Consider the following 24,051-nt stretch of genomic DNA (forward strand, 5'->3'; position numbering starts at 1 on the left):
CGGCCGGGACGGCGGGGAGCGAACACGACGTGCTGCGAAGAGTGCTGTTTCAGATTCACTGGTTTTTGGGAATTACCGCCGGATTGATCCTGGCGGTGATGGGCGTGACCGGTGCGCTCTTGAGCTTCGAGGACGAGATCATGGCGCGGTTGAGCCCTGGGATCGTCGTGCTGGCGCCCAACGGCCTTGCGCCGCAGGCGCCGGAGAAAGTCTTCGAGCAGATTGCTGCGCAGCGGCCGGGCGCGACGATCCAGCGTCTGACCATTGAAAGCGACCCGAAGCTGGCATGGCAGGTCCGGCTGGCGCCCGCGAACGGGAAACAGGGGCGCGGCGAGCGCTCGTTCGTCGATCCGCGCGATGGTCGTCTGCTGGGCCAGGCCAACGGTGCGTCGTTCTTCGAGACGGTCGAAAATCTCCATCGCTGGCTGGCGATGCCGGGCGGACCGCGCGGCATTGGGCGGCAGTTAACGGGCATTTCAGCTATCGCGCTGGTCTTCTTCGCGGTTTCGGGGCTTTATTTGCGCTGGCCGAAGAAGGCGCTCGACTGGCGGGCATGGCTGGTGCTCGATTGGCGCAAGAGTGGCCGTAATCTCTGGCGAGAGCTTCACGCAGTCATCGGCGGCTGGGTGGCGCTGGCCTATCTGCTGAGCGCGACGACGGGGCTGTGGTGGTCCTATGGCTGGTATCGCGATGCTGCGCAGGTGGTGCTTACCGGATCGGCGCAGTCTGATGACGGCGACGCACGCGGCAAGGCGAAGAGGCATGAAAAATCGCCCGCTGCCTCGTTGACCCAGGCATGGTCGGTGTTCGCCCGTACGATGGACGGGCGCTGGGCGTCTGTCACGATCTTCATGCCCGATCACGGCAGCAAGGCACGTTTCCGCGCGACACCGCCCGATGCCCGCTTCGAGCGGATGACGGATGACGTGAAGATCGACCTTGCGACCGGGAGGGTGCTCGATGTCGATCCTTATGCGAAGCGCTCGCTGGGCAAGGTGATCGCAGGATCGATGCTCGATGTGCATCGCGGCGCGATCTTCGGGCTGGCAGGGCGCATCGTGATCCTGCTGACCAGTCTGACGATGCCGTTGTTCACGATCACCGGACTGCTGCTCTATTTCGCCCGTCGCCGCCGCAAGCGGGCACTTGGTCTGGCCGCAGAGGCGGCCCCTGCCGTGGCGGGGCACGGGTCAGACATATTGGTGGCCTATGCCAGCCAGACCGGATCGGCCGAGCGCCTTGCGCGTCAGACAGCCTCTGCGCTTGGCGGCGCGCGAGTGATCCCGCTGGCAGACGTCGATGCCGCAACGATGTCGCAGGCGCGGCGCGCCCTCTTCGTGGTGAGCACCTACGGCGAAGGGGAAGCGCCCGATCGCGCCCGCCGCTTCGCGCGCGAGGCGATGGCGACAGCGCCCGAGGCCGCAAATCTCGACTATGCCGTTCTGGCGCTGGGCGATCGCGAATATCCGCAGTTCTGCGCCTTCGGGCACGAAGTCGACCGTTGGCTCCATTCCGGCGGTGGTCGTAGGCTGTTCGATACGATCGAGGTCGATGGCGAGGACGCCAATGCCGAGCGTCTGTGGCAGCAGGAACTGGCGGCGCTGGGGGCAGACACGATGGCGGCGGACTTCGCGCCCGCAGCCTATGCACCGTGGCGGCTGGTTTCCCGCGTTCGCCTCAACGAAGGCAGCGCGGGCGGGCCGGTGTACCATGTCCGGCTGGAGCCGCTCGATGGCACCGCGCACGATTGGCAGGCGGGCGATATCGCAGAAGTGCGGCCGGGCAACGATCCGAACGCAGTCGAGGCTTTTCTGGCCGCGTCCGACTTCGATGGCGAAGAGCGCGTCGAGGGACGTTCCCTGCACGCCCACCTGATGCGCTCGGTGCTTCCCGAGCGGGCAGACGGGACGCCGGAAGTGATCGTGGCCGATCTGCGCCCGCTTCCCCACCGCGAATATTCCATCGCCTCGATTCCTGCCGATGCTGGCATCGAACTCGTGATCCGTCAGGTTTCCCGCGAGGATGGCACTCTGGGCTTGGGGTCCGGGTGGCTGACGCATCATGCACGGATCGGCGACACGATAGCGCTGCGTCTCCACGCCAATCCCGGTTTTCGCGTGGGTGACGCCAAGGGACCGCTTGTCCTGATCGGCAACGGCACCGGTATCGCCGGTCTTCGCGGGCATCTGCGACAGGCCGCCGCGCAAGGGCAGAGCGGTCACTGGCTGCTGCTGGGCGAACGCAACCGCGCGCATGATGCGCTGTTCGACGACGAACTGGCCGCGTGGCTGGCGGATGGCACCCTGTCTCGCCTCGACCGGGCATGGTCACGCGACGCAGGCGCCGGGGCCCGATATGTGCAGGATCTGATCCCGTCCGCCGCCGACCTGCTGCGCGAGGTTGCCGAGGGCGGCGGCTCGATCCTCGTCTGCGGCAGCCTGCTTGGCATGGCGCCGGCGGTCGATGCCGCGCTGCGCGAAGTGCTGGGCGATGCGCAACTCGAAGCGATGGCCGAGCGCGGCAGGTATCTCCGCGACATCTACTGATCCGTTTTTCTTTTTTCTCACTGCGACAACACCGAAGGAGCAACCAAACCATGGTTTCCCTGCGCATTCTTGCGCCTCTGCCCCTGCTGGCACTGGCAAGTTCCCTGACGGCGAGCCCCGCATTTGCGGCAGACGAAAGTGCTGCGGGCGCCGCTGCCGACGATACCGATCCGGCCGAGGCGATCGTCGTCACGGCACGTGCGCAGACACTCTACCGCGTGCGCGATACCGATGTCGGCAAGATCCCGGCCAACCCGCTCGACATTCCGCAGTCGGTACAGGTCATCAATTCGGAGATGATGCAGGATCAGGGCGCACGCGACATCACCGATCTCTATCGCGATGTGCCGGGCGTCAGCGCCAATAACTACGCCACCGTCACCTATCGTGGTTTCTCGCAGGACGTGACGTTCTATGACGGCCTGCGCGGTGATCCGTTCCAGACCTTCTCGGTGCCGCAACTCTTTACGATCGACCGGGTGGAGTTCCTGAAGGGCCCCGCGGGCATGCTCTATGGAGCCGGGTCTCCGGGCGGCACGATCAATTACGTGACCAAGAAGCCGCAGGATACGTTCGCGGCCAACGTGCGCGCGATCCTGGGCGGACGCAGCCGCTACGGCGGCTCAGTCGATGTCACCGGGCCGCTCGACAAGGATGGTATCCTGACGGGCCGGATCGGCGGGTTTTACGAGGACTATGACAGCTACCGCGATCACGCGAGCAGTCGGACCCTGATCGGCGATGCCGGGCTTTCGGCCAAGCTTGGACCGGATACCAAGCTGACCGTGCAGGTGACGGACTACGATCAGAACCTGCCCGGCAACCGCCTGCGCGGCATTCCCGTGGACGCCAACGGCAATTTCCTGACGTACCGCAGCTGGAATCACAACGATCCCGACGATTTCATCCGCTACAACGGGCTGGTCACGCAGGCGCGGCTGGACAGCAAGCTGTCGGATGCGATCTCGTTCAATCTGGCGGGGCGCTGGTTCCGCTATAACGAGCATCAGGAATATCACGAGCCGGTGGCGCTCAAGGATACCGATGGCGACGGTGTCTACGATACGGTGACGCGCGAGTACCGCGATCAGCGCCGCCATGTGGAAGGCCTGTCGTTCGGGGCGAACATGGTCGGTAAATTCACGACCGGGCCGTTCAGCCACACCGTGCTGGTCGGTGCCGACTGGTATCGCGAGCTGTCCACCGGCACCAATTACGCGACGCGCGATGTTCCTGCGCTGTCGCTGACTGACCCCGACTACAGCGATTCCACCAAGCCCGATCTTTCCGGCGTGACGCCTTCGCTTACCGATTCGAAGGCGCTTCGCCGGGGCGTCTATGCGCAGGAGCAGCTGGGTATCGGTGAACATGTCATCCTTGTCGGCGGCGTGCGGCGCGACTGGTTCGACGATAACGACTATATCGAAGGCGAAAGCGCCAGCGAGGCGGCCACGACCTGGCGCGCAGGCGCGATCTACAAGCCGCGCCATGACCTTTCGCTCTACGTCAGCTGGTCGCAGGCCTTCGAGCCGCAGGACGTGGCCGATCAGTCATCGGCGGCAGGCGGCCCGTTCAAGCCGGAAAGTGGCAGCCAGTGGGAAGTCGGTGCCAAGAGCGATCTGTTCGACGGCAAGGTGCAGGCGACCCTGGCCGCCTATCGCATCGTGCGGCGCAATGTGTTGCAGGTGGACGTCTCGCAGGACTCCGTGAACGGCGTGGACCAGTTGGCGCCTGTCGGCGAAGTCACCAGCAAGGGTATCGAGGCGACGCTGACCACCGACCTGACGAAAAACTGGGTGCTCAGCGTCAATTACGCCTATAACGACACGCGGATCACCGGAACGGTGGAAGGCCAGTCGATCGACAATTCGGTGGGCGATCGCTTCCCGAACACCCCGCACCATCAGGCCGGGTTCTGGACGCGCTATCAGGTGGCGCCGATCGACACGGCCTTTGCCTTCGGCGGCCAGTACGTTTCCAACCAGCTGGACCGTTCCGGCGACAGGCTGAAGCCCTTCACGGTCTTCGATGCGACGATATCGCACGACTTCAAGGTGTTCGAGGCGATGTTCCGGATCGAGAACATCTTCGACAAGTACTATGCCACTTCGGGCTTCACCGGGCCGAAGGGCGCCTACATCGGCAATGCGCGCAGCTGGTTCATCGAACTGCGCCGCAAGTTCTGAGGTTAGTCAGGACTGGCCGGGGCATGGCGCGGAAACGTGACTGTGACGCGCAGCCCCGGCTCGGCATCCTCCAGTGAGACACTGGCGCCGAGCCGCTCGGCGGCGGCCTTGACGATGGCAAGGCCAAGCCCCGAGCCTTCCGGGCCGCCTGCCCCCTGAAGCCGGGCGAAGCGCGAGAACGCCTGCTCGCGCAGCGCCGCCGGAATACCGGGACCGGTATCGATGACGCTGAGGCGCACGGCATCAGGGGCGGACTTGATCGCGATCACGGCCTCGCCGCCCCGATGGTTGTAGCGGATCGCATTGTCGACAAGGTTGGTCAGCATCTCGAAGGCCATCGTGCGGTGCCCGTTTACGAAAACCGGGGCATCGCCTGCGCAGTCGAGCCGCAGTTCGACATCCGCCTCGATCGCCTGCCGGATGCGACGCGAGATCACCACGCGCGCCAGTTCGCGCAAGTCCAGCTTCTCGAACGGCGGCTGAGTTCCGGCCTCGTCGGCGCGGGCAAGGGCGAGCAGCTGGGTCAGCAGCCTCTCCAGTCGGTCACTCGCCTCTTCGATCTCGCGCAGGGCCTCGCTCGATCCGCGCCGGGCGAGGGCGACCTGCACCTTGAGCACCGAGAGCGGCGTGCGCATCTGGTGCGAGGCGTCGGCAGTGAAACGCCGCGTCGCGCTGGTCGCATCGTCGAGACGGCCCAGGAGACGATCGAACGACAGCGCCAGCGGCCGCAGCTCGGCAGGCAGGGGGCCGGTCTGGAGCGGAGAAAGGTCAGGCGCGGCGCGGGTGTCGCGCGCCTCGACCACGCGGCGCAGTTCGGAAAGCGGGCGCAGGCTCCAGCCAAGGGCGGGTCGGATCAGCAGCAGGACCATGCCGACCAGCACCAGCTCGCCGATCAGCAGGGCGGTCATCAACTGGTTGCGTTGGGCGCGCCTGTGATCGAGCGTTTCGGCGACCTGCACCACGACAGGCGCCGTGATGCGGGGCAGGTCGCGGCGGGTCTCGGCAATGCGGATTTCCTGTCCGCGATAGGACGCGAAGCGGAAATGCGGCTCGTCTATGGTCAGGCTGGCAAGCTGTGGAGGCGGCAGGTCGGCATAGCCGGTGAGCAGGCGGTCGCCTACGGCGATGCGGTAGTAGACGTTGTCCCGCTCGGCGTTCTCCAGCATGCCGAAGGCTGCGGGGGGAAGGTCCAGCGTGACCTCGCCATCTTCCACCTGCACCGTTTCGGCAATCGCGCCGAGAGCGCCGCCCAGCACGCGGTCGCTGGAACTGCGCACGACGCCGGAAACCAGCCCCCATCCGACCAGACCCAGCACCAGCGCGGGGATCAGCACCGGCCCCAGCATCGCGATCAGCAGGCGATGGCGAAGCGCAATGGCCCCCTTGCGCGGGCTTGTGACGGGTTCCGGCGCGGAGCCGGTCATGAACGGTCCAGCATGTAGCCTACGCCGCGCACGGTGTGGATCACCGGGCCGTCCGCGCCCAATTTGCCGCGCAGGCGTGTGACGTTGACCTCCAGAGCGTTCGAGCCAACCGGTTCGTCGAACCCGAAGACTTCGGCCTGCAGGGTCTCGCGCGGGACGATCTGACCGGCGCGGGTTGCCAGCGCCTCCAGTACCGCCCATTCGCGGCGCCTCAGATCCACCGGTCGTCCCGCCACTTCCACGCGGCCCGTGGAGCGGTGGATCGTCATGGCGCCAATACGCATTTCCGGCGCTGCATCACCGCCGCGTCGTCGGCTGAGTGCGCGGACGCGGGCCTCCAGTTCCTCGACCTCGAAAGGCTTGCGCAGATAGTCGTCGGCGCCAAGGTCCAGCCCGCGCACCCGGTCGTCGAGGCCATCGCGCGCGGTCAGCATCATGACCTGCGCCTGATCGCCCCGCGCGCGAAGGCGGGCAAGTACCTCGAAGCCATCGATATCGGGCAGGCCGACGTCGAGGATCACCAGCGAGAACGGCTCTGTCGCCAGCACCGAAAGCGCCTCCTCGCCGCAGTCCACGTGGTCCACGGCGTGCCCTGCGGCATGCAGAAGCGACACGATTCCGCGCGCCAGCGCCGCATCGTCCTCAACGATCAGAATGCGCATGCTGCACTCCATGTTGCGGCCCGTTGGCCGTGAAAGGTGCGTGAAAGGTTGAATCGGTAGGCCATCCCTCGTGCTTATCCGACAACAGAGACGGAAAGCGAGAGGAGTCGGAAAATGCGTTTCCCCATGACTGTTCTGGCGCTGGGCGCTGTGCTGGCAACGCCGGCATCGGCGCAACACGGCCCTGGCGAAAGCGCTGTCTCGCAGCGGCCCGCAGGCTATCCCAGGTCCTATGACCGGCTGATTTCGCAGGCAAAAGCCGAAGGCGCCGTGCGTATCTACGCCAATGCAGACCGCGCCGAACTGGTGCCGGTCGTCGCCGCGTTCAAACGGGCCTATCCGGGGCTGAAAGTGTTCTACGCGGACCTTGGCTCGACCGAGATGTTCCGCCGATACACCTCCGAAGTGCGCGCGCGGCAATATTCGGCGGACCTCGTCTGGTCCTCGGCGATGGACCTGCAGGTCAAGCTCATCAACGATGGCTATGCCCAGCAGTACGCCAGCCCCGAAAAGCCCGCGCTCCCCGAAACGGCGGTGTGGAAGAACATGGGCTTCGGCGTCACGGCAGAGCCGATCGGGTTCGTCTACAACAAGCGGCTGGTTCCTGCCGGAGAAGTGCCGCAGGACCACCACGGCCTGGAAGAACTGCTGCGCCGCCACCGCGCGGACTTCGCGGGCAAGGTCGCGACGTTCGATCCAGTGCGCTCGAACACCGGCTATCTCTATCTTTCGCAGGATTACCAGATCACGCGCGATACGCGCAGTCTGGTGCAGGCGATTGCGGCTACGCGCCCGATGCTCGCCACGAACACCGGGCCGATGCTCGATGGGGTCGCCTCCGGCAAGCTGGCGGTGGCATACAACGTCATCGGTTCCTACGCGCTGGAGCGGGCGCGCCGTCAGCCGCAGATCGGCGTGGTGTTCCCGCGCGACTACACGATCCTGACCTCGCGTATCGCGTTCATCTCACGCGAGGCGAGCCATCCCGCTGCCGCGCGGCTGTTTCTCGATTTCCTGCTGTCGCACAAGGGCCAGTCCCTGCTGGCACAGCACAGCCTGTGGCCGGTGCGTACCGATGTGCCGTCGCGCCGCCTTCCGGCAGGCCAGACGCGCGTCATCCGCGTCGGTCCGCAGCTTCTCGTCAATCTCGATCGCCTGACCCGCCAGCGCTTCCTCAGCGCGTGGACGGCGACCCTCCAGTCCGAAAGTGCTCTCCGATGAAATCGCTGTTCAAGAGCGGCTGCGCGATTGCCGCCGTTATCGCCGCAACGCCTGCACTCGCCGCCGAGCCGAGCCGGGACGATCTGGCCGAACTCGTGCGCGAGCAGGCCGCCGAAATCGCCGCGCTGCGCCAGCGCGTGGAAAAGCTGGAGGCCGGGGCTGCGCCGTCGGGCGGAGGCAATGCGCCCGCTCCTCAACTCGCCGCGCAGGCGGGATCGGCCAAGGCTACCCCGCCCCCCGTGGTCGTGCCACCGCCGCAGATCGTCGTGGCGCCTTATGCGCCGCAGCTGGTGCCGCCGGGGCCGGCCTCGCGCGATGTGGATCGCGCGAAGGCAGCGGCTGTCGCCGTGGAGGCTGCAGGCGGCACGACCGAATGGGGTGCAGGCCTGCCGGTGTTCCATTCCGCCGACGGGCAGTTCACCTTCAAGCCGCGTGGCCGCATCCTGACCGACATCTCCACGACGATGGGATCGAAGGACAAGGGCCGCAACATCACCACCACGGGCATGCGCGCGCTTCGCCTTGGCCTTGAGGGTAGTGTCGGCACGCACTTCTTCTACCAGTTCGAGACCGATTTTTCGGAAAATCAGGTCGATATCGTCACAGCCTTCCTCGGCTGGCGTAACCGGATTTCACCGGGGATCGAGTACGACGTGCGAGCAGGCCACCTGTTCAACGATCGCAGTTTCGAAGGTTCGACCGGCTCGGACTCGACGCCGTTCCTCGAACGCACCGTGGTCGCCACCGCGATCATCCCGCAGCGCGCGTTCTACGGCGTGGGCATCATGCCGCGCGTGTTCTGGAAGAGCGGTCACGCCTCGCTGACGGTTACCGGCGATCGTATCGACGGGGACCAGTCCACCTCGGACAACCGCACGGTGCTGGGTCGCGTACACTGGAACCCGATCAAGACGAAGAATGCCGTGCTGCACCTTGGCCTGTGGGGCTTCGATGAAATGCTGCACCCCGGCAAGAACACGCTGACGCGCAACACGGTGATCGGCGGGCGCTTCAACGGCGCGCTGCGCCTCTCCACCGGCACGCTGGAAGGCGGCACCGGAACGACCGGCTATGGCGCCGAACTGGGCGGCTATGTCGGCCCGGTCTGGATCATGGGCGAGGCGGGCGAGCGCCATGCGCGGCTGGACAACGACCGCCCCGATTTCATCAGCAAGGCCTGGAGCGTCTCGGGCGGCTGGTTCATCACGGGTGATCTGCCGCCGTACAACCCGCGCCTCGGCAGCTTCGGCCAGCCCAAGGTGCTGAGCCCCGTGTTCGAAGGTGGCACCGGTGCGATCGAACTGACCGCGCGTTACGAAAGCCTGGAATTCGAGAACATCGCCACGCCCGCCCAGGGCTGGGCCGCGACGCTGGGCGTCAACTGGTATCTCAACAGCTTCACCCGGTTCCAGGTCAACGCGATCCACTGGAACACGGACAATATGGCCGGTGCCTATACCGGTCAGGACTCCGGCGAGACGCTTTCCGCGCGCGTCGGCGTCACCTTCTAAGCCTTTCACACATAAAGAATAACGAGACGGGACCGGACCGATGAACCTTGCCCTGATAGGCTTCCTGATGGTGGCCACTTTCATGACGCTGATCATGACCAAGCGGATGACCCCGCTGGTCGCGCTGACCGTCGTGCCCACCGCCTTCGCGCTTGTCGCCGGGTTCCATGCGGGGCTTGGCGACATGATGATCGAGGGGCTGACCAAGCTGGCGCCGACCGGCGTCATGCTGCTGTTCGCGATCCTGTTCTTCTCGACGATGACCGACACCGGGCTGTTCGATCCGCTGGTGGGCAAACTGATCCGGCTGGTCCACGGCGATCCTATGCGTATCCTGATCGGATCGGTGGTGCTGTGTGCGCTGGTCAGCCTGGATGGCGATGGATCGACCACCTACATCATCACGATGGCGGCGATGCTGCCGCTCTACAAGCGCTATGGCATGAACCGCCTGTACCTCGTCTGCCTGTTGATGGTGACGAGCGGGGTGATGAACCTGACGCCGTGGGGCGGCCCGACCGCCCGCGCCGCCAGTGCGCTGAAGCTCGACCCCGCCGCGCTGTTCCTGCCGCTGATCCCCGGCATGATCGCGGGACTGGCGTTCCTGATCGGCCTTGCCATCCACTTCGGCCGCAAGGAGCGTCGTCGCCTTGGCAAGGTGGAAGCAGTCGGCGAACTGGCGCAGAGCGATCTGGCCGTATCGCAGTATCCCGAAGCGCGCCGTCCGCGCCTGTTCTGGTTCAATGCGGCGCTGGTGATCGCGCTGCTGGTGCTGCTGGTCTGGGGCGTGCTGCCGCTGCCGATCCTGATGATGCTGGCCTTCGCGATCGCCATGATTGCCAACTATCCCGATACCAAGGCGCAGAAAGAACGTATCTCCGCCCATGCCGGTAACGTGCTCTCGGTGGTCTCGCTGATCTTTGCCGCGGGCATCTTCACCGGCATCCTGTCGGGGACTGGGATGGTCGAGGCGATGAGCCAGCAGGTGGTGGCGTTCATTCCGCCGGTACTGGGGCCGTACATGGCGCCGATCACCGCCGCGCTCAGCCTGCCGGGCACGTTCTTCATCTCCAACGATGCGTTCTACTTCGGCATGCTGCCCATTCTGGCGCAGGCCGGGGCGCATTATGGCGTCGAGCCGATGGCCATCGCCCGCGCATCGCTGATGGGACAGCCTGTCCACCTGCTCAGCCCGCTGGTGCCCTCGACCTACCTGCTGGTAAGCCTTGCCGGGGTGGACCTTGCCGATCACCAGCGCTTCACGCTGATCCCGGCGGCGCTGTGCTGTCTGGTGATGACCGTTGTGGGCATGCTGGTCCTTGCCTTCCCCTTCGTGGGGTGACGGGCAGGGGGGAAGGCGCTACCCGGACGCCTGTCCCCCCGTCCTGCCAAGGAGCACCAGAGCATGACCGCACCAGATCCGCTGACCCAGAAGATCGCGCTGCTCTATCAGGCGATCGAGCCGCCGGTGATCGATGGCCAGCGCAAGGAAGCCAAGCCCGGCGGCTATTCGGACAGCGGCGCCGACATCGGCTTCGCGCTGGCCTCGGCAGGATGCACGCTGGTGACGCCGGTCGTTAACCCGGACGTGATGCAGGTATTCGACTGGGTCTGGCCAGATACGCAAGCGGGTATCGACGCGGCGCTGGCGGCAGGCGCGACATTGCTCTGGGCCAATACCGTGGTGTTCGCCGGACATCCGATCGAGCGTACTGCCGATCGCGCGTGGGTGGTCAGTGCCGACCCGGAAAGCATGCAGGAGGTCGACGACAAGGCCGCCACGAACGCGCGTCTGCGTGAGGCGGGGCTTCCGGTTGCGGCTTCGTGGCTGGTCGAGGGCGATGCCCCCGATCTTGCCGCGCAACTCGCAGGATATGCCGATCACCTGCCGCTGGTCGTGAAGCCGCTGCGGGGTCGGGGCAGTCAGGGTGTCAGCATTGCGCGCACTGCTGAGGCTTTGACAGCACAGGTTCGCGCGCTGGCGCAGAGCGGGCGGTTCGGCAGCACGATCATGCTCGAACAGTTTCTGCCGGGGCAGGAAATCACGATCACCGTCATGCCTGCCGCCGCGCGGGAAGGCGCTGCGTCTCCGTTCGCGCTGCCGCCGGTGCTGCGCTTCGACCAGCATGACGACGTGGCGCCGTATAACGGCGATGTGCCGGTCAGTGCCAACAGCCGGGCGATGACGCCCGAGCAGTGCGCCGACCCCGCGATCGTCACGGTGACGCAGGCCTGCGAGGCCGCTGCGGCGATACTGGACATTCGCACGCCGATGCGGATCGATTGCCGGGCCGACGCCGCCGGGCGCTACTGGCTTTTCGACGTCAATATCAAGCCGAACCTCACCGGTGCCGGGCGCCCCGGCCGTGAGGATCAGGACAGCCTTTCGACCATCGCCGCCGCAGCCTGCGGCTGGCGTTATGCAGACCTGCTCGTCGCGACCTTGCGCGGCGCGTGGACCAACAGGGACCAAGTTTCATGATCGACCTGTGGCAGCACATCGTTGCCGATTTCTCCAACATCGGCTCGCCCTCCGAACTCACCGCCTTCGGGCAGGTGGTGCTGATCGACGTGATGCTCGCCGCCGACAACGCCATCGTCGTCGGTGCGCTGGCGGCCGGACTTCCCGCCGCGATCCGCCGCAAGGTGATCCTCGTCGGAATCATTGCCGCACTGGTGCTGCGAGTGATTTTCGCGCTGGCGGTCACGCAGATCCTGCAGATCGTCGGGCTGGTCTTCGCCGGTGGCCTGCTCCTGCTGTGGGTAGCATGGAAGATGTGGCGTGAGTTGCAAGAGGCAGGCGACGGCAACGAGAGCGATGATGTCGCTCCCGCCAAGGCGCCTCGCACATTTGCTTCGGCAGCCTGGGCTGTTGCCATCGCTGACCTGAGCATGAGCATCGACAACGTGCTTGCCGTGGCAGGGGCAGCGCGCGAGCATCCCGGCATTCTGGCGGTCGGACTGATTCTCTCGGTAGCGCTGATGGGAGCTGCCGCGAATGTGCTTGCCAAGGTCATCGAACGATACCGCTGGCTGACCTATGTTGGTCTTCTGGTTATCCTCTATGTTGCCGGCAAGATGATCTGGGAGGGGCTTGTCGACCCCGCTCGCGGAATTATCTCCTTGTTTTGAGATAGTTCGCCCGGCGCGCGTCGCCGGGCGACACACGATTGCAATAAAGAAAACCAAATTTGCTAATTGGTATTGCAATAACCCGACCAATATGACACGTTTGTTGCGTCGCAAGGATCGGTGCGCCCTGGGGAGGGAGTGCCGGCGATAGCGCTCACAGGGTCATTGAGGGGGATTTGATGGGGACTTCCCGGCGTACCGCGTTGCAGATGGGGATTGGCGCAGCCGTTGCGGCAGGCGTCGCTTCGCGTGCCAGCGCGGCGACCACGACATCGCCCGATTCGCCAGCTCTCATTGTGTCCACCTGGGATTTCGGCGCGGCGGCCAACGCCGCCGCCTTCGCAAAGCTGCAGAACGGCGGTTCGCTGCTGGATGCGGTCGAGGCCGGGGCGCAGGTTCCCGAGGCCGACGTTTCCAATCATTCTGTGGGCCTTGGCGGCTATCCTGATCGCGACGGCCACGTCACGCTGGACGCCATCATCATGCACGGGGATGGCCGCGTCGGTGCCGTCGCTGCGCTCGAAGGCTTCGTTCACGCGATTTCCGTCGCGCGGCGGGTCATGGAAAAGACCCCGCACACCTTCCTTGTCGGCGAAGGTGCCCGCCAGTTCGCACTGGAGCAGGGCTTTGCCGAGCAGAACCTGCTGACGCCCGAAGCCGAGAAGGCTTGGCGAGAATGGCTCAAGACGGCGCAATATCAGCCGGTCGCCAATATCGAGAACATGAAGGCGGATGACCTCAAGGGGCGTCCCGGCCATCGCGGTTCTTCGCTCGATCACGACACGATCGGCCTGCTTGCCTGCGATCCTGGCGGACAGCTGGCGGGCTCGTGCACCACGTCTGGCATGGCGTTCAAGCTGCGCGGGCGTGTGGGCGATTCGCCGCAGGCCGGTTGCGGTCTCTTCGTCGAAGGCGGCGTCGGCGCTTCGGCATCGACCGGCGTGGGTGAGGAAGTGACGCGTATCGCGGGCACCGCGCGCGTGGTTGCCTCCATGCGTGCGGGCATGAGCCCGCAGGATGCCTGCCGCGAAGCTGTCATGCATATTGCAAAGCTGCGCGGCGAAGCTGTGCGCGATGCTCAGGTCGGTTTTCTGGCTATCGATACGAAGGGCAACGTTGGCGCCTATGCGCTGCTGCCCGGCTTCACCTATGCGGTGACGGATCGCAGCGGCAAAACCACGATCTATCCATCGAAGAGTTTGGCCGCCGGATAACCGGGAGCGGGCCGCATTAAACCCGTCGCGGGGGCGATGGGTGGGGATGACCGAATACTGAAGTCCATGACCGTCCGCACCGTAGCTGTGCGCGGCGAACGAAACGTCATGTCGCACAGGCGCGGCAGGGCTGGGGAATGCACGTCCGGGCGGGAAGGGCCGCAGGGGCGGGTTGAGCAAGCAAGGGGAATTGCGATGAAGTCGGTGACAAGAGTGCTGCTGAGTACCACCTGCATAACAGGACTGCTGCTGGTGCCCGCAATTGCGCAGGCACAGGATGCGGCCGCCACCACCACGTCCGTTGCGACCGGCAGCGATGACGGCGTGGACACTTCGGAAGGCATCGTCGTCACCGGCAGCCGCATCAACCGCCCGAACTCCACGGCAGCGGCCCCGATCACGTCGGTCACGTCGGATGCGATCCACGCGCAGGCGGCCGTGAACATCGAGGAAGTGCTCAACCGCATGCCGCAGATCGCGCCTGACAGCCAGCAGGGCTATCAGGATTCGGACGGCCGCCAGCGCATCAAGCTGCGTAACCTTGGCTTCGAGCGCACGCTCGTTCTCGTCGATGGCAAGCGCCTTGGAACCATGAACGGCGAAGACGTGGGCATGATCCCGACCGCGCTGATCAAGCAGGTCGACGTGCTGACCGGCGGTGCTTCGGCCGTCTACGGTTCGGACGCTGTGGCCGGTGTCGTCAACTTCATCATGGACGACGATTTCCAGGGCGTTCAGCTCAACGCGAACTACAACTTCTACCTGCATAACAACAAGGCCGGCATCGTCAGCAAGACGGCGGCTGCCTATGGCTTTGACCAGCCTGCCAGCGGCATGACCGCAGACGGTGGCCGCGCCGACATCTCGCTGACGGCCGGCACCAAGCTGTTCGACGATCGCCTGCACATTTCGGGCTACGTCGATTACCGCAAGGCGAGCCTCGTGCGCTATTCGCAGCGTGAGACTTCGGGTTGCCAGCTGGCACAGACCGGTGACGGTCCGCTGAGCTGCACCACTTCGTCCTATACGCCGCTCGGCTATGTCTCGCCGCTCTCGGGTGCGAATGCGGGCAACACTTACGTCAACAATCCCGATGGCAGCGGCACCTTCCTGCCCTACTCGGACGAATACGCGGCCAATCCGTACGACGGTTATTCGCTGCAGCGTGCCGACCAGCGCGTGAACGCTGGCGGCTTCCTGAAGTACGAAATCTCCGACGCCGCGACGATCTATGCCAACGCGATGTGGTTCCACGACAAGTCGACGAACCCCTACCCCGCGCGCATCTACAGCTACACCGCCTTCGGTTCCGACCCGTACCAGATCAGCTGCAGCAACCCGCTGCTCTCGGCTTCGCAGGCGAGCACGCTGTGCGGCAGTGCGGCAGGCACGAATACCACCGTGCCGACGGAACTGCGCTATCGCCTTGGCAACGTGAGCGACCTCGATGACGTCTACATCAATGACGGTCTGCGTATCTCCGGTGGTGTGCGTGGTGATATCGGTCATGGCTGGAGCTACGATGTCGGCGGCGTCTATGCCCACAACAAGAACCAGTATCAGTGGGCCATGCCGAGCTGGACCCGCCTGAACCAGGCGCTCGACGTTGTGCAGAATTCGGATGGCAGCTATGCTTGTGCCTCGGGCGCCAGCGGCTGTCTGCCGCTTGATCCGTTCAACGCGAACTCCTCGCTGAACACGCAGGCCGCGTTCGATTGGGTCGCTGCCGGACAGTACGAGAAGTGGACGACCACTACCTCGCTCTACGATGCGATCGGCACGCTGCAGGGCGACCTTGGCACCTACGGGATCAAGAGCCCCTGGGCGGATGACGGCATCGCCATCGCGGTCAGCGGCGAATATCGCAAGGACACGCTGCAGGGTCGCTACAACGATGTGTGGGTCGAATACAACGGCGGCACCGACAGCAATCTTGCGCAGAGCGTGTGGGAAGGCATGGTCGAGTTGCAGGCGCCGGTTATCGAGCACAAGCCGTTTGCCGACCTGCTGCAGTTCAACGGCGCCTATCGCATGTCGAAGTACTCCAGCAACCCTTCGGCGTTCTCGACCTGGAAGTTCGAGGCCGTGTGGTCGCCGATCCACGACATCACCCTGCGTGGCTCGATCAACCGCGCCCAGCGTGCGCCGACTGTGGTCGAACAGAGCCAGGCGAGCAATTCGAGCTATGGCCGCGTGACCACGGCGTTCAGCGACTTCTGCGCCCCGACCGTCACCTACACCACCGGCGCGGATGGCCAGCAGGTTCCCGTCTACGGTGCGCCGGTAGCATCGGAAGCTGTCTGCGCGGCGACCGGGCTTTCGCCCGACAAGTACGGCAGCGCCACGCTGCTGTGCCCGACCGACGTCGGCTGTACGTACAAGAGCGGCGGTTTCACCGTGGATCCGGAAACGGCCTATACCAAGACCCTCGGTGTGGTTCTGCGCCCCAGCTTCCTGCCTGGCCTGACCGTTTCGGCTGACCGCTTCATGATCGATCTGAACGACTCGATCGGCTACAACGACTACTCGTACTTCGCGAACGGCTGCCTTCAGACTGCCAGCGATTTCTTCTGCTCGATGTTCGTGCGTAACTCGGACGGCACGCTCTACAGCGATCCGGCTACCAACCCGACCAGCGGCTATATCCGCCAGGGCACCACGAACTACTACAAGAGCAAGTCGCACGGCTGGGACTTCCAGGCACAGTACGCGCTGCCGCTGGGCCGCGCGGGCAAGCTGGACTTCGACTTCGCCGGCTCGCTCACCACGCTGGCGGGTGGTCAGGATTCGCCGATCCTCGCGAAGTACAACTGCGCAGGCTACTATGGTGGCACGTGTGGTCAGCTGATCCCGAAGTGGTCGCACACCCTGCGCACCACCTACACGACCGACGACAAGTTCTTCTCGGCCTCGCTCAACTGGCGCTTCATCGGCCCGCTCACCAACGTCACCAATTCGGGCAAGACCAGCCTGGGCTGGAGCGCGGATACCGAGCGCACCACGTACTATCACATTCCGGCGTACAACTACTTCGACCTGGCGCTGGCCTTCCGCGTCACCGAGAAGTATTCGCTGCGCTTCTCGATCAACAACCTGTTCGACAAGGCGCCGCCGATCGTGCCGAACTCGTACAACTATGCGCTGTCGCGCAACAACACGCTGTCGGCCCGCTATGACTCGCTGGGCCGTCAGGTTGCCGTGAGCACCACCGTCAACTTCTGACGATTTAAGGCTTGCTGAAACAGGGCCGCTCTTCCTCGGGAAGGGCGGCCCTTTTCGTTGTCAGACCAGAGCAGCGGTCTGGTTCAGCACGATGTCACGAAGGTCTTTGGCAAGTGTGTCGACACATTCTTCGCGCGTGTCCCAGGCGAACATGAAGCGAGCGCTCCCGCCGATGAACGTGTAGAATCGCCATCCGCGCGTGCGCAGCGCATCGAGAACTTCGGCCGGTGCCTCCAGAAACACCGAGTTGGCCTGCACTTCGAACTTGAGCGACAGTCCGGGAAGATCTGCGACCTGCTGTGCCAGCCTTTCGGCGCAGGCATTGCCATGGGCCGCGTTGCGCAGCCATGCACCGCTCTCGATCAGGCCGATCCATGGTGCGGAGAGAAAGCGCATCTTCGAGGCGAGCTGGCCCGCCTGCTTGCAGCGGTAGTCGAAATCGGCGGCGAGAGCGCGGTCGAAGTAGAGGATCGCCTCACCCACGGCCATGCCGTTTTTCGTGCCGCCAAAGCACAGCACATCGACGCCTGCCTTCCAGGAGATATCGGCCGGTTCGCAGTCCAGCGCGGCGCAGGCATGGGCGAAGCGGGCGCCGTCCATGTGCAGCTTCAGGCCCAGTTCGCGGCACACAGCGGAGATCGCCTCGATCTCATTGACGGTATAGACCTGCCCGGTCTCGGTCGGCTGGGTGATCGTGACCACGCGCGGCTTGGGAAAGTGGATGTCCGAGCGGCTGGTGGCGAGCGTGCGGATCGCCTGTGGTGTCAGTTTGCCGTCATCCGCGGGCGCGACGAGTAACTTGGAGCCGTTCGAGAAGAACTCCGGCGCGCCGCATTCGTCGGTCTCGACGTGGGCAGACGAGGCACAGATCACGCTGTGGTAGGACTGGCAAAGCGAGGCCAGCGCCAGCGAGTTGGCCGCCGTTCCATTGAAGACGAAGAACACCTCGCCATCGGCGCCGAACAGTGCGCGAAAGGCGTCGGCGGCGCGATGCGTCCACTCGTCATCGCCATAGGCGACAGCCGATCCGCTGTTCGCCTCGTTCATCGCGGCAAGCGCCTCGGGACAGATCCCGGCATAGTTGTCGCTCGCGAACTGCTGGTCGCGGCAGGGGGAAGAAGTATTCGTCGTCATGCGTTCGGACCCTTGTCAGCCGCCCGGATGGCCGGACGGTGAGGCGGATCGACGTGATATGCGGCGCGAAAATCCCGTTTGTTTGCCGGTTCGGCCACATCCCCCGCTGTGAAAGCGAGGCACCACCTTGCCCGGTAGGCAGGTTGGCGTCGGACGTCGATCCGACTCTTGATGCTGGGGCCGCCTTTAGGGGCGCGCGCGGAGGCTGGCAAGAGGAATGGATCGTCGATCCTCTGCGCCTTGGCGTACGCGCGAAGATCTCTCGAAAGTCGATCGACCCAACGGACGCAGGCTTTTTGCGTTTCGCGATTATTCTGCGGCTTCGCTCAAGCGTTCGGCTTCGGCTGCCTGACGCGCCCACATCTGGGCATAGAGCCCGCCTTCGCGCAGCAGTTCGCCATGGGTGCCGCTTTCGGCCAGACGTCCCTGATCGAGCACGAGGATGCGGTCGGCATCGGCGATGGTCGAAAGGCGGTGGGCGATGGTCAGCGAGGTGCGGTTTTCCGAGACGCGGTGCAGCGTCGTCAGGATGTCCTGCTCGGTCCGGGTATCCAGCGCGCTGGTCGCCTCGTCGAGCATCAGGATCGGCGGGTTCTTGATCAGCGTGCGGGCGATGGCGACGCGCTGTTTTTCACCGCCTGACAGCTTGAGCCCGCGCTCGCCCACTTCGGTGTCGAAACGACCGGGCAGCCGGTCGATCAGGTCCATGAGTGCCGCGCCGCGCGCGGCGGCCTCGATCTCGGCCTGGCTCGTCCCGTCGCGCCCATAGCCGATGTTGTAGCCGATGGTGTCGTTGAACAGCACTGAATCTTGCGGAACGATGCCGATCGCGGCGCGTACCGAGGCCTGCGTCACTTGCGCTATGTCCTGTCCGTCGATCAGGATGCGGCCCGAAAGCGGATCGTAGAAACGGAACAGCAGCCGGGTGATGGTGGACTTGCCCGCGCCAGATGGCCCGACGATGGCATAGCTTTTGCCTGCCGGAACCTCGAACGAGAGGCCTTTGAGGATCGTGCGACCCGGATCGTAGCCGAACATCACGTTTTCGAATGCCAGCGACGGTTCGCGAATGATCAGCGGCGGGGCGCCGGGGCGATCCGCCACTTCGACATCGGTATCGAGCAGGCGGAACATCTCGGCCATGTCGATCAGCCCCTGCCGGATGGTGCGATAGACCATGCCCAGCATGTCGAGCGGACGGAACAGCTGGGTGAGATAGGTCTGCACGAACACCAGTTGCCCGGCGGAATAGCGGCCCTGATACCAGCCCCACACCGTCCACGCGAGCGCCAGCGCCATCAGCACGTTGATGACTACGGCCTGCACGATATTGAGCAGGCCGAGCGAGTTCTCGCTCTTCACCGCTGCGGCGGTATATTCGCGCGTGGCCTTGGCATAGCGCGCTTCCTCGCGTGCTTCGGCACCGAAGTATTTCACCGTTTCGTAGTTCAGCAACGAATCCACCGCGCGCGCCAGCGCCTGCCCGTCGAGCCGGTTCATCTTTTCGCGCAGCGCCGTGCGCCATTCGGTAATCGTGCGCGTCACCCAGATATAGGCGGCGATGGAGATGGCTGTGGCGATCACCAGCGGCAGGCCGAAATCGATGTAGAAGATAACCGCCACGACGATCAGTTGCAGGATCGTGGGCGCGATGTTGAACAGCATGAAGTAGAGCATGTTGTCGATGCTCTTGGTGCCGCGCTCGATCGTCTTGGTCACTTCGCCGGTTCGCCGCGCAAGGTGGAAGCGCAGCGAGAGCTGGTGGAGCTGCGCAAAGACGCTTTCCGCCAGCGCGCGGGTGGCGTCCTGCCCGACCTTCTCGAACACCATGTTGCGCAGGTTGTCGAACGCGGTCTGCACCAGTCGCCCGGCGGAATAGCCCAGCACCGCCAGCATCGCGAGCTGGACCAGCTTCGGCCCGCTCGTGCCCATCAGGTCCACCGCCCACTTCATCGCATAAGGCAGCGCCAGCTGTGTCGCGGTGGAGAGCACGATGAACACGCAGGCGACGACGATGCGCCAGCGCAGCCCCTTGCCGCGCGCCGGCCACAGATAGGGCAGGAAGCGCGTCAGCGTGCGCCAGCCATCGTGGCGGGCAGGGGGGTTGCGGGCGGCAGGCGTTTCGGGCGGCATGGCGGCTATGTAGGGGACATGGCGCGAAACGGAAGGTTTTATGGCGATGTCAGTTTATGGCAGGGTCAGGAAAAACCCGTCATGCGCGTGATCGACCTTGCGGATAAACCATGCGCCGCTGGCAAGGATGGCGGCGCGGTCGGAGGCGTCCAGCGTGCGGGGGCTGGAACTGCCTTCAGGGAAATCGGCATAGCGCAGGTTCGGAGTGATACGCGCGGCGAAGCGGTGCGCGATCAGCGTGGGCACGACGTGCTCGTCGGCACAAACGGTCCCCCGCAACCGTCCCGAGGCGAGCAGCTTGGGCAGGTGCTGATCGAGATAGGCCAATGCGTCGCGCGGTAACGACCAGCGCTGCGTGCCATAGACCCACGGGCCAAACGGACGCGAGCGCTCGCGTCCGAGCTTCGTGCGTAAAGCGTCACCCCAGCGCGAGAGGCGGCGCAGTTCCCAGGTCAGCGCATAGGCGCGGCGCTGGCGGACAGGATCGACGCGCAGCCAGCGGTCATCGAGCCGGAAGGTCTGCATGCGCGCTTCCATATGGCCTTCGCGCACCTCGATCCGGCATTCGCCTGCGCGCATCCCTTCGACCAGCGTCTCGCGCGGAACGACCGGCCAGTCTACACCGCTGATCAGGTGCGCCGCATCGCATCCCGATTGCACGGCCTCGCGCACCAGTAGCGCCTCCGCCGCGACCTGGCTCCAGTGCCCCCAGCGCACGGCCACAGGGTGTGCGACAAGCCGCACGCGCCCGACCGGGCCGGGGAGGGCTTCACGAAGCTGCGCATAAAGGGCCGAGCGGCGGTCGGCATGGATGATGGCGATATCGTCGTTGTCGGCGAGCAGGCGGTCGATCAGCAGTTCCAGCTGGCGCGGGTTCTCGTGCGCGAGGATGAGATAGGCCATCTCCATTGTGGCTCAGCCCCGTACACGCGCCAGCACCGGACGGGCCAGCGCGTCCAGCATCATGCGGATTTCGGTCCAGGCGGGGTGGCGCGTCAGCACCAGACTGGCGAGCCAGCACAGCACGCCCGCGCCGCTCAGCACCAGCAGCATGATCAGGGAAAGGTTTGTCAGGTTCATGCCGCTCAGCGAGGCGAGGATCAGCGGAAAGCCCGCCGCCAGCGCGCAGATCCCGCTGCGCAGGTAAACCGCCAGCAGCGCGCTGAACCGGAAACCGATCAGGCGGCGCAGGTACACGGCATAGATAGCCCACCATACGAAGCCGTAGATCACCCGGCTGATCCCTGCCGCCTCAAGGCTGATGAAGCAGCCCGCCGTCAGGATCGCGACAGCCGCCAGCGTGTCTAGCAGGTTCACCCAGACGAGCCGACGAATCTGTCCCAGCAGCAGCGGCACGTCCATCTGCAGGGGAATCGCCACGAAGAATATCTCGCCCAGCGCGGTCCAGCGCAGCAAGGGCGCCGAGCCCATCCAGTTGGGGCCGTATAGCAAGTTGACGAGCGGCTCGGCGGTCAGCGCCAGCCCGATCATCGCCGCCCAGTTAAGCACGGTGTAGCACGAGACGAGATGCAGGTAGGGCTCGGCGAGCGGCTCTCCGGCATCACGCTTGCGCGCGAAGGCGGCGTAGAACACGCTGCCGATCGCGCCTGTGACGAGGGTCGTCAGTTGTCCGGCGAGAGCGCTCGCCCGGCTGAACAGTCCGGTCGCGGCAATGCCCAGCAGGCGCCCGACGATCAGATCCTGCGAGCGCTGGCCGACGGCGGCACTTGCGCTCAGAACGAAGGACATCGAACTGAAGCCCAGCATTGGCCGGACGCTGGCCATGTCGCGTGGGCGGCGAGGGCGCACCGGACGCCCCCAGTTGGCCAGGATCGCGCGGGCGGCAGCCGTCGCCAGCACGCCCCAGGCCAGGGCGCTTGCCCCGAAGCCGCAGGCGGCCAGCGCCAGCGCGGTGCCGTTGCCCGCCAGCGCGCTTCCGGCATTGACCGTGAACAGCGCGCGAAAATCCATCTCGCGCACCAGCAGCGCCGCGGGCACCGTGGCATAGGGCGTCAGTACATAGGATGCCGCGATCAGCCACAGCAGCGGGGCCAGCGCTGCCTGGTGATAGAACAGCGCGACCAGCGGCGCCGCGATCGCCACCACGACGGCCACCGTCCAACCGATGATAACCGCGACCCCGGCATAGTCGGGCAGCAGTTCACGCTGCATCTGCGGTTGGCCGGAGATGAAGCGGGTGATGCCCAGATCCTGAAAGATCGAGACCATCATCGCAGCGGCCAGCGCGACGGAGAACAGGCCGACGTCGGCAGGCAGCAGGAACAGCCGCGAGATCAGGACGCTGGCGGTAAACTGGATCACGAAGGTCGCGTATTGCGCCCCCATCGACCATAGTGCGGCACGACGCACGCTCATGAGGTCGGAGACCGGCGCGCCGTCATCAATGTCGTGGCAAGACGCAGGGCGCGCAGCGGTTCGCCGAAGCGCAGGAGGCGGGCGACCGTGCGCCACATGCCGTCGCGTCTTCCACCATGCCGGAGATTGTCCAGCAGGAGCCCGAACCCGTCGGAGCGCAGAGCCGATTCCGAATATCGCAGGCTCAACGCCACCTGTTCCCGCACCTGGCGCGATACGCCATCACGATGGAACAGCGTGTCGAGCGCTTCGATGGGCGGCAAGCTCGCCAGCTCTGCGGTAGGGTCGGCGCGCCCGGCCTGTCGTTCGGCCCAGGCAAAGCGGGCAACGGCGGTGCCGATCTGCTGCTCGGTCGAATGACGCGAAGAGACCTGCCCGGAATACCGCCGATAGCGCAACAGGCGCAGCGGAATGTTGCCCAGCTTGGTGACGCTGGCGAGCCGAAGCCACAGGTCGAGATCCTCGCAATGCCGGAATGCGGCATGATAGGCCCCGACCGACAGTACGACATCGCGACGGAACATGGCTGCCGGATGGCAGATAAGCTGTCCGCCTTCGTCGATTGCAGTAAGCATATCGTCGTGCGTGAGCGGATGATCCTCTCCGGTGCGGAAGATTGGTCCGCCGTCCTCGCCCATGTCCTCACTCCAGCTGCCGACCACGCCATAGTCGGGGTTGGCGGTCAGGAAGGAGTACTGGCGCGCAAAGCGGTCCGGCTGGCTGAAATCGTCGGCGTCCATGCGCGCGACGATAGGGGCCTGTGCCAGCTCCAGCATTTCATTGAGGCTGGCGACAAGCCCGCGATTCTCCCGGATGATCGGCCGGATGCGGGAATCCGCAGCGGCATAGCGGCGGATGATGGCCGCAGAACCGTCGCTCGAACCATCGTCGACGATCAGGAATTCGAAATCGGTGAACGTCTGCGCAAGAATGCTCTCGATGGCGAGCGCCAGAAAGTGCTCGCCATTATAGACGCTCATCGCGACGCTGATGGCCGGGGGCGGCGTTGCCAAGGTGGTATCCGTTCCTTCGTTGTCCATGGACGCGCATGGGCTCCATGCATTTCCATAGCCGCCTTGCGGTAAACAAACGATGAGATGCACGCCAGCGGTAACCGGTGTGTTTCACGGGGCAGGGTATCATGGAGCGTCAGGGCGTTACGGGCTGTGTGAACTTTTTTTGAAAAGGCTGTTGACCGACTCACTGATGGGTCTTAGAGGGCCTCTCACCGCAGCGGAGCACGCTTCTGCGACGGTCGCCAGACACTGACGGGCAACATGCTCTCCGAGG

16 protein-coding genes and 1 riboswitch are annotated in these 24,051 nt (G+C 65.0%); of the genes, 9 read left to right on the forward strand and 7 right to left on the reverse strand.

All coding sequences use genetic code 11. The features are described 5' to 3' along the window. Window positions 1-29 precede the first annotated feature (29 nt). Window positions 30-2,546, forward strand: a complete 2,517-nt coding sequence (locus tag AC3EC3_RS16410) for a PepSY domain-containing protein (RefSeq protein ID WP_488490679.1) — start codon at window positions 30-32, stop codon at window positions 2,544-2,546. Between the two features lie 50 nt (window positions 2,547-2,596). Next, window positions 2,597-4,732, forward strand: coding sequence for a TonB-dependent siderophore receptor (locus AC3EC3_RS16415; protein ID WP_488490680.1), 2,136 nt, complete (start codon window positions 2,597-2,599; stop codon window positions 4,730-4,732). Between the two features lie 2 nt (window positions 4,733-4,734). On the opposite strand, the gene AC3EC3_RS16420 is transcribed toward AC3EC3_RS16415, so the two are convergent. Both AC3EC3_RS16420 and AC3EC3_RS16425 read right to left on the reverse strand, forming a co-directional pair. After that, complete coding sequence (locus AC3EC3_RS16420; protein WP_488490681.1) at window positions 4,735-6,156, reverse strand: sensor histidine kinase; 1,422 nt, start codon at window positions 6,154-6,156, stop codon at window positions 4,735-4,737. After that, entirely contained in the window at window positions 6,153-6,818 is a 666-nt protein-coding gene (locus AC3EC3_RS16425; protein ID WP_488490682.1) for a response regulator, read from the reverse strand. Before AC3EC3_RS16425 ends, AC3EC3_RS16420 begins: the two co-directional genes overlap by 4 nt. A gap of 114 nt (window positions 6,819-6,932) precedes the next feature. On the opposite strand from AC3EC3_RS16425, the gene AC3EC3_RS16430 reads away from it, so the two are divergent. The 7 genes from AC3EC3_RS16430 to AC3EC3_RS16460 all read left to right on the forward strand — a co-directional run bounded on the left by AC3EC3_RS16430 (window position 6,933) and on the right by AC3EC3_RS16460 (window position 17,118). Then, window positions 6,933-8,039, forward strand: coding sequence for an ABC transporter substrate-binding protein (locus AC3EC3_RS16430; protein ID WP_488490683.1), 1,107 nt, complete (start codon window positions 6,933-6,935; stop codon window positions 8,037-8,039). After that, window positions 8,036-9,550, forward strand: a complete 1,515-nt coding sequence (locus tag AC3EC3_RS16435) for an OprO/OprP family phosphate-selective porin (protein WP_488490684.1) — start codon at window positions 8,036-8,038, stop codon at window positions 9,548-9,550. The genes AC3EC3_RS16430 and AC3EC3_RS16435 overlap by 4 nt, the downstream gene beginning before the upstream one ends. A gap of 40 nt (window positions 9,551-9,590) precedes the next feature. Then, entirely contained in the window at window positions 9,591-10,892 is a 1,302-nt protein-coding gene (locus AC3EC3_RS16440) for a CitMHS family transporter (RefSeq protein WP_488490685.1), read from the forward strand. A gap of 63 nt (window positions 10,893-10,955) precedes the next feature. Further along, on the forward strand, window positions 10,956-12,032 hold the full coding sequence (locus AC3EC3_RS16445; protein ID WP_488490686.1) for an ATP-binding protein: 1,077 nt from the start codon (window positions 10,956-10,958) through the stop codon (window positions 12,030-12,032). Continuing rightward, complete coding sequence (locus AC3EC3_RS16450) at window positions 12,029-12,682, forward strand: YjbE family putative metal transport protein (protein WP_488490687.1); 654 nt, start codon at window positions 12,029-12,031, stop codon at window positions 12,680-12,682. Before AC3EC3_RS16445 ends, AC3EC3_RS16450 begins: the two co-directional genes overlap by 4 nt. Window positions 12,683-12,861: 179 nt before the next feature. After that, window positions 12,862-13,896 (forward strand): glycosylasparaginase, encoded by a 1,035-nt coding sequence (locus tag AC3EC3_RS16455; protein ID WP_488490688.1) that lies wholly within the window; start codon window positions 12,862-12,864, stop codon window positions 13,894-13,896. Between the two features lie 195 nt (window positions 13,897-14,091). Then, window positions 14,092-17,118 carry a TonB-dependent receptor domain-containing protein gene (locus AC3EC3_RS16460; RefSeq protein WP_488490689.1) on the forward strand — a complete coding sequence of 1,009 codons (3,027 nt, stop codon included), beginning with the start codon at window positions 14,092-14,094 and terminating at the stop codon, window positions 17,116-17,118. 60 nt (window positions 17,119-17,178) lie between these two features. On the opposite strand, the gene AC3EC3_RS16465 is transcribed toward AC3EC3_RS16460, so the two are convergent. The 5 genes from AC3EC3_RS16465 to AC3EC3_RS16485 all read right to left on the reverse strand — a co-directional run bounded on the left by AC3EC3_RS16465 (window position 17,179) and on the right by AC3EC3_RS16485 (window position 23,801). Then, window positions 17,179-18,252 (reverse strand): threonine aldolase family protein, encoded by a 1,074-nt coding sequence (locus AC3EC3_RS16465; RefSeq protein ID WP_488490690.1) that lies wholly within the window; start codon window positions 18,250-18,252, stop codon window positions 17,179-17,181. Window positions 18,253-18,320: 68 nt separating this feature from the next. After that, a riboswitch (SAM-I-IV-variant riboswitch) is annotated at window positions 18,321-18,432 on the reverse strand. Window positions 18,433-18,561: 129 nt separating this feature from the next. Further along, window positions 18,562-20,385, reverse strand: a complete 1,824-nt coding sequence (locus AC3EC3_RS16470) for an ABCB family ABC transporter ATP-binding protein/permease (RefSeq protein ID WP_488490691.1) — start codon at window positions 20,383-20,385, stop codon at window positions 18,562-18,564. A gap of 54 nt (window positions 20,386-20,439) precedes the next feature. Then, window positions 20,440-21,288 (reverse strand): beta-1,6-N-acetylglucosaminyltransferase, encoded by an 849-nt coding sequence (locus AC3EC3_RS16475; RefSeq protein ID WP_488490692.1) that lies wholly within the window; start codon window positions 21,286-21,288, stop codon window positions 20,440-20,442. Window positions 21,289-21,300: 12 nt separating this feature from the next. Then, window positions 21,301-22,761, reverse strand: coding sequence for an oligosaccharide flippase family protein (locus AC3EC3_RS16480; protein WP_488490693.1), 1,461 nt, complete (start codon window positions 22,759-22,761; stop codon window positions 21,301-21,303). Continuing rightward, window positions 22,758-23,801, reverse strand: coding sequence for a glycosyltransferase (locus AC3EC3_RS16485; RefSeq protein ID WP_488490694.1), 1,044 nt, complete (start codon window positions 23,799-23,801; stop codon window positions 22,758-22,760). The genes AC3EC3_RS16480 and AC3EC3_RS16485 overlap by 4 nt, the downstream gene beginning before the upstream one ends. Window positions 23,802-24,051: the final 250 nt, after the last annotated feature.

This window comes from Novosphingobium sp. BAM6 (genome assembly GCF_057784955.1).

Coding starts and splice junctions, on each gene's coding strand:
- AC3EC3_RS16415 (WP_488490680.1), top strand. CDS start 2,597: ATGGTTTCCCTGCGCATTCTTGCGCCTCTGCCCCTGCTGGCACTGGCA.
- AC3EC3_RS16420 (WP_488490681.1), bottom strand. CDS start 6,156: ATGACCGGCTCCGCGCCGGAACCCGTCACAAGCCCGCGCAAGGGGGCC.
- AC3EC3_RS16425 (WP_488490682.1), bottom strand. CDS start 6,818: ATGCGCATTCTGATCGTTGAGGACGATGCGGCGCTGGCGCGCGGAATC.
- AC3EC3_RS16430 (WP_488490683.1), top strand. CDS start 6,933: ATGCGTTTCCCCATGACTGTTCTGGCGCTGGGCGCTGTGCTGGCAACG.
- AC3EC3_RS16435 (WP_488490684.1), top strand. CDS start 8,036: ATGAAATCGCTGTTCAAGAGCGGCTGCGCGATTGCCGCCGTTATCGCC.
- AC3EC3_RS16440 (WP_488490685.1), top strand. CDS start 9,591: ATGAACCTTGCCCTGATAGGCTTCCTGATGGTGGCCACTTTCATGACG.
- AC3EC3_RS16445 (WP_488490686.1), top strand. CDS start 10,956: ATGACCGCACCAGATCCGCTGACCCAGAAGATCGCGCTGCTCTATCAG.
- AC3EC3_RS16450 (WP_488490687.1), top strand. CDS start 12,029: ATGATCGACCTGTGGCAGCACATCGTTGCCGATTTCTCCAACATCGGC.
- AC3EC3_RS16455 (WP_488490688.1), top strand. CDS start 12,862: ATGGGGACTTCCCGGCGTACCGCGTTGCAGATGGGGATTGGCGCAGCC.
- AC3EC3_RS16460 (WP_488490689.1), top strand. CDS start 14,092: ATGAAGTCGGTGACAAGAGTGCTGCTGAGTACCACCTGCATAACAGGA.
- AC3EC3_RS16465 (WP_488490690.1), bottom strand. CDS start 18,252: ATGACGACGAATACTTCTTCCCCCTGCCGCGACCAGCAGTTCGCGAGC.
- AC3EC3_RS16470 (WP_488490691.1), bottom strand. CDS start 20,385: ATGCCGCCCGAAACGCCTGCCGCCCGCAACCCCCCTGCCCGCCACGAT.
- AC3EC3_RS16475 (WP_488490692.1), bottom strand. CDS start 21,288: ATGGCCTATCTCATCCTCGCGCACGAGAACCCGCGCCAGCTGGAACTG.
- AC3EC3_RS16480 (WP_488490693.1), bottom strand. CDS start 22,761: ATGAGCGTGCGTCGTGCCGCACTATGGTCGATGGGGGCGCAATACGCG.
- AC3EC3_RS16485 (WP_488490694.1), bottom strand. CDS start 23,801: ATGGACAACGAAGGAACGGATACCACCTTGGCAACGCCGCCCCCGGCC.